The following is a 5,327-nucleotide window of genomic DNA, read 5'->3' as shown; positions in this document are numbered from 1 at the left end:
CCCCCCCCCCCCCTCCCTCACCACTGTTTTGGGGGGGGGGGGAGGGGAAAAAAAAACACCAACAAAACCCCCAAACCCCCCCCCCCCCCCCCCCCCCCCCCCCCCCCCCCCCCCCCCACGACTCGTTCTGGAGTTTCAGACTGCGCTGGATGCAGCGTGCCGGTAAGTGCTTCCCCGGGCTGTCGAGATCGGCACGACAGAAGCAACGTCGGCCGACGTTTCCGCCAGCGCTGCGAGGATCTGCTCGGGGCCGGCGCATGTGCTTGCGCATGTGATCCCACGAGCACGGAGCTTCTGAAGAATGAGAGCTTCGACGGCGGTGCAGTAGCCGTCGAGGATGTCCTCGGTGAGGATCGCGTAGTCCACTTCGCCTTCGAAAGCGGTAGTGGTCTCGATGCCTGCGAGGTCGAGGCGCTCCTGCAACTCTGTCCACCGGTCGAGTGCGACAGCGTTTGAGGGAGTGCCGAGGAAAAGTACCCGTGCCGGTCGGTCCGAAAGCGATGATGTCGTCACAGGCTGCTCCAGGTGCGAGTAGGTCAGGTGAAACCGAATTGCCACTCCCGGTAGGGAGTTACACCTTCACCTGCGAAATGTGGTGTTTCACACTGTGTACAGCACCCGTTCACGCGCCGCTACCCAGGCAACCATCAGGAAACCCGAATGTGACAGAAGTGGTTACGATTCCGCCCGGGCGCTTGGGACTTTCGTCGCGAAATTCTGCTCCAAACACGCGAAAGCGACAATCGCCCTCGTTGGGTGTTCGGATCCTCTTGGGTCGGCTACGACCTACGGGAAGGCCCGATCACGACCGCGCCCGGACCGATCCCGAGCGGTAGCGCAGCGAGAACCTCGATCACCGACCAAGCAGTGATCGCAGACGTGCGTCCACTCGACGCCGAGTCGATCGCGTTCTCGAACGTCAGCTCGTACCGGCCGAGCGGCGACTCCCACTCGACGACGTGGCGCGTGTTTGCAGCGGCGGGGTCGGCAACGACCACCACCTCTACCCGGTCGAGCCCGAGCGTCGCGAGGGCGAGAGCCACCGACGAGTTCGAGGTTCGCGGAAAGGCCAGGGCGGCTTCTCGCGCCGATCCTCGGAAAACGGTGCGTTCTGCGTCCGGACGTTCTTCGATGCCGAGCGCACTCGGTCGTTTGATCGTGGTGTGGGTGAGGCGTGCATCGCGGCTTCCTGCACGTGTCGCTGCGGCCAGAACATCGAAGCCCCCGATAGCGCCCGTCGGGAGCAGTACACGTCCTGGTCCGGAGCCGAACGGTTCCACATCGAAACCGCGCTCGGCGAAGACGCCGCACGAACAGACGATGATGTCCTTACCGCGTTTCACCACCTCGGGTATCAGGGCTCGAGCGGCGTCGACCGTGGCAGCTTCCACCACGATGTCGGCGACGTCGAATGCGGCGGAGGCCTCCTCAGGGCTGCTTCGTGAGTCCAACATGGCCGCGAGGCTCACATGCGGCACCACGTCGTCGCGCAGGGCGTCGATCACCGTCTGTCCGATCGCGCCGGTCCCGACAACGCACACTGCTATCGGACGATGTTCGACTTCTTCGGGTGCCAGTTGCCTCACATCCTCCGCGGCATGCCGCCGCTCGTTTCCACGAAATACGGGCCCATGGTACCGAGAGAAGGAATCGGCGGTGCCTGATTCGCGACGTCGTCGTATCGCTCGCATTACCGTTCAAGGCTCGGAATGTGTTGCTATGAGGGCAATTACGGCGTCAGTGCATTGCCGACAGCGGCAAGTGCGCTCATGCTGCCAAGAGCATCGTCTCCTGAGGTGAAGTGGGAATCCTGTGCGACGCCACTTGGCGGCATGGGCATCGCACTGCACGTCCGAATTCGTCGTCGGGCAACCAGCCATATTCGTCGCATCGACCGCATCGTGGCGGGAGTTTCGGGCGGGGCGGTTGCAGCGACTGCCAGATCGGGATCCATGCTGCTGCGGAGCGAGCTGGGTCCCATGGTCGATGACGTTCGAGCGCGGCGCGGACAAGAGCGTCTACGCCGTGAGTGTCGATCGATTGCTTGACGAGGGTGCACTTCGCCGGCGTCAGGGTGTCGAACCGTGCAGACAGGCCGGCCCGGCGGCACGCTGTGGTCAATCGGTCGATGGGAGAGGGCTGCTGCTCGCGTGTTGCATCGCGGGTCCGATTTGTCGGGTGGGGGAGTGCAGCAGGTTCATTTGTTGGTTCAAGGACGGTTCGGGTGACCGGGGTGTCACCCCGCTCGGTCGTTCCTGTCACCCCGTGGCGCTTCGTCTTGTCACCTCGTTCAGAGCTGCGGGGTGACGACGTGTCACCCCGCTTCATCGACAGGTTGTACAGGACGGGGCGGCGGTCTTCGCGAGGGATCGTCGCCGCGATCCGCTCTTGATCGCCTTTGGAAATGAGGCCGAGAGCAGCAAGTGCTTTCAAACAACGCTGCACCTGGCGTTCGCTGATGCGGGCGTACCCGGCGAGCTTTCGCACGGACGGATACGCATCCGCGCCATGTCGGGACGCATGATTGGCCAGGCCGAGTAGCACCACTGTCAGCGCTGGCGCCGAGGGCATGCCGGGTGGCGTGGGGGACGGAATTTCGGCGCGTTCGAGCGCCCAGGTGATCGCTTCGATGCTCACGATGTCACCTGCCCGTGGGTATGCTGACGCATGTTCGACTCCTTATCAGTCGGACATCCGGCCCGTCGCGATGCCAGTCGCGGCGGGCCATCTGTTTTGAGTTGTTCGCACGCACGTTCGAGCGCGTGGTTGATCATCTTGGCACCGAGTCCGGGAGGCGTCAACGCTTGCGAACTGGATCGTGCGGTCTCGGACCGCTCTTGATAGCTCGCGGGTGAGCTGTCCCGAAGTCGAGCGAGCCCCGCTGGCAGGGGGAGGAGCCAGCGGGGCTCGGTGCCACCAATTCCCGGGGAGGGGAAGGGGCATGTTGCGGGGAGGCAACACACTTGAGGATTAAACCAGAAGCAGGGCCATACGGCACATCAAGAAAGGGACCTAAGTCCCATCGAGGTAGTTCGAGCGCACCCTGATCAGTCGGCGTCCAACTCCAGCCGGCGGTGGAGCCACTTACGGAGCCCGTCCCCGTATTCCTCGCTATCGAGAGCGGCGTCGATTGCTGCCCGAAGATATCCACCCGGGTTGCCCAAGTCGTGGCGGGTCCCGCGATGCACGGCGACATGCACTGGGTGACCTTCCTCGATCAATAGCGCGATCGCGTCGGTCAGTTGGAGTTCCCCGCCCGCGCCCGGTTTGATCCGACGGAGGGCGTCGAAGATCTCGCGGTCGAGCAGATAGCGGCCGGCGGCGGCAAGTGTAGACGGAGCGTCGGCCAGAGCCGGCTTCTCGACCATGCCGCGAACTCGCAGAACATCCGGATTCGCAACGTTGGGTACTTCCTCGACCTCGAACACGCCGTATGAGCTCACCTGGCTCTTCGGAACGTCGATGGCGCACAGCACACTTCCTCCGCGCTTGGCGCGGACACGAGCCATCGTTTCCAGGATGCCGCTCGGTTGCACGAGATCGTCCGGGAGAAGAACAGCGATCGCGTCCTCATCCGGCTCCAGAGCAGCTTCCGCGCAACCGACAGCATGACCCAGGCCGAGTGGCTTCTCCTGGACAACGGATTCGACCGTGAGCAGATTGGGCGCCCGTCGTACTTTCTCGAGCAACTTGAGCTTGCCATTCGCTTCGAGGTGCTCCTCGAGGTCGAAGTCATCGACGAAATGCGCTACAACTCCGTCCTTTCCGGGGGCTGTCACAATAAGAAGCCGTTGAGCTCCCGAATGGGCAGCTTCCGTCGCGACGAGTTCGATGCCCGGCGTGTCAACTACCGGTAGCAGTTCCTTCGGCACAGTCTTTGTGGCCGGCAGGAACCGAGTTCCCATCCCCGCCGCCGGTACCACGGCCGTTCGAAATGCTTTACGCACTCCCGCTTCTTCTTTCATGGTTCTACCCTCGCCTCCCCTGTCGAGCGCATGACCGCGCCGGACTACCCGCGATTGCCCGGTCAAAACGTTGAGCAATGGTGAGATACATCTCACCTTCGAGATTCCGACCGTCAATCCCGCATCACGTGGGGGTCGGTAAGCGCAGTCTAGGGGCCGCCCTGCGGGTTCGCGAATCGGAGAGTGCACCGAAAGTGCAAGATAGCAGGGAGGATTGCCTTCGCCGGGACCTGTAAACGCGGATCGCGTCGCCAAATGTAACCGCGCGGCACATTCAAAGAGAAGGTTCCATCTGGACGACTGTTCAAGCTGCCAGATCTCGTAAGTAACGTTACAGTCTCAACGAGCGTTTTCGCATAGGAGCGACACGCATACAACTGGAAGAACTGCGCCCGGCTGGGCACGCAACGGGCAGGTCACGCGACCGGGGAGGGTACGCGGATCGGGTCCGGCGTTGCTTGTTCGTGCGAGCAGTAGGTGTCTCGGGGAGGAGACAACGATGTGGGTGGTTGGGCTATGACCGCCGTCGGGGAGGCGAGTCACGGCGTACCCGATGCCCTCGTGGGGGACTACGCCAATTCTATTCGTGGACAGCGTCAACCGTCGGGTTCGGCGAACCGTAGAAGCTGGCAGCAGTCCTACATCAGGCGATTGATCTGGTCCGACGCGATTGTCGTTGTGCTGGCCGTCGTTGTGGCACACACCGTCCGATTCGGGCAGGGCGACCTATCGACAACCGAGCCGGTCTCCGAACTCAGTTACGCGCTGATCTCGGCAGGTCTTGTCGGTCTCTGGTTGATCACTCTCGCACTATTTCGTACCCGGTCTCGGCGTGTCATCGGTGCAGGTCATAGCGAATATCAACGCGTCGTCTCGAGTACTGCTCGGCTATTCGGGTTCATTGCAATTATTGCACTCGTGTTCCGCCTCGAACTCGCACGTGGATATCTGGCGATCGCTCTGCCGGTGGGTCTTGCCGGTCTGCTGTTGTCGCGGTGGGTGTGGCGGAAGGTGATCGCGCGCAAGCGTGCTCGGGGCGACTTCCAGACCTCGGTGCTCGTTGTGGGCGGTGCCCGGGCGGTGCGGCACATGACCCGCACCTTCTCCCGTCAGGACGGGGAGGGCTATCGCGTTGTCGGTGTGTGCGTGCCGCGTTATTCGGGTGCGCCAGGTGATGTGATCGATGTCGACGGCCGGGAAATCACCGTCTACGGCGACGAACACTCCGTCGTCGAAGCACTCGAACTGTCGGGGGCGGACACAGTGGTGGTCACCGCCACCGAAACCCTGGGCAGCGACGGTTTGCACGATCTGGTCTGGCAGCTCGAACCGCTCGAGACGGATCTGGTGGTCGCGACGGGG

General features: G+C 62.9%; 4 protein-coding genes and 1 pseudogene. 1 reads left to right on the top strand and 4 read right to left on the bottom strand.

Annotation, left to right across the window (positions count from 1 at the left end):
* Positions 1–135 precede the first annotated feature (135 nt).
* The 4 genes from ACQR3U_RS22905 to ACQR3U_RS22890 all read right to left on the bottom strand — a co-directional run bounded on the left by ACQR3U_RS22905 (position 136) and on the right by ACQR3U_RS22890 (position 3,965).
* On the bottom strand, positions 136–513 hold the full coding sequence (locus ACQR3U_RS22905) for a hypothetical protein (protein WP_230811545.1): 378 nt from the start codon (positions 511–513) through the stop codon (positions 136–138).
* Between the two features lie 266 nt (positions 514–779).
* Entirely contained in the window at positions 780–1,541 is a 762-nt protein-coding gene (locus ACQR3U_RS22900; protein WP_269572373.1) for an aspartate dehydrogenase domain-containing protein, read from the bottom strand.
* Between the two features lie 226 nt (positions 1,542–1,767).
* Entirely contained in the window at positions 1,768–2,637 is an 870-nt protein-coding gene (locus tag ACQR3U_RS22895; RefSeq protein ID WP_230811547.1) for a helix-turn-helix domain-containing protein, read from the bottom strand.
* 410 nt (positions 2,638–3,047) lie between these two features.
* The gene (locus tag ACQR3U_RS22890) at positions 3,048–3,965 is read right to left on the bottom strand and encodes a UTP--glucose-1-phosphate uridylyltransferase (protein WP_230811548.1); all 918 of its coding nucleotides are present in this window, start codon (positions 3,963–3,965) and stop codon (positions 3,048–3,050) included.
* 516 nt (positions 3,966–4,481) lie between these two features.
* Between ACQR3U_RS22890 and ACQR3U_RS22885 the strand changes: the two are divergent.
* Positions 4,482–5,327, top strand: a pseudogene (locus ACQR3U_RS22885) (sugar transferase); the annotation flags it as partial.

This window comes from Rhodococcus sp. IEGM1339 (assembly GCF_050321925.1).
GTDB lineage: Bacteria > Actinomycetota > Actinomycetes > Mycobacteriales > Mycobacteriaceae > Rhodococcus > Rhodococcus pyridinivorans.
The sequence above is the reverse complement of the archived record's forward strand: the minus strand, read 5'-3'. Positions and strand labels throughout refer to the sequence as shown.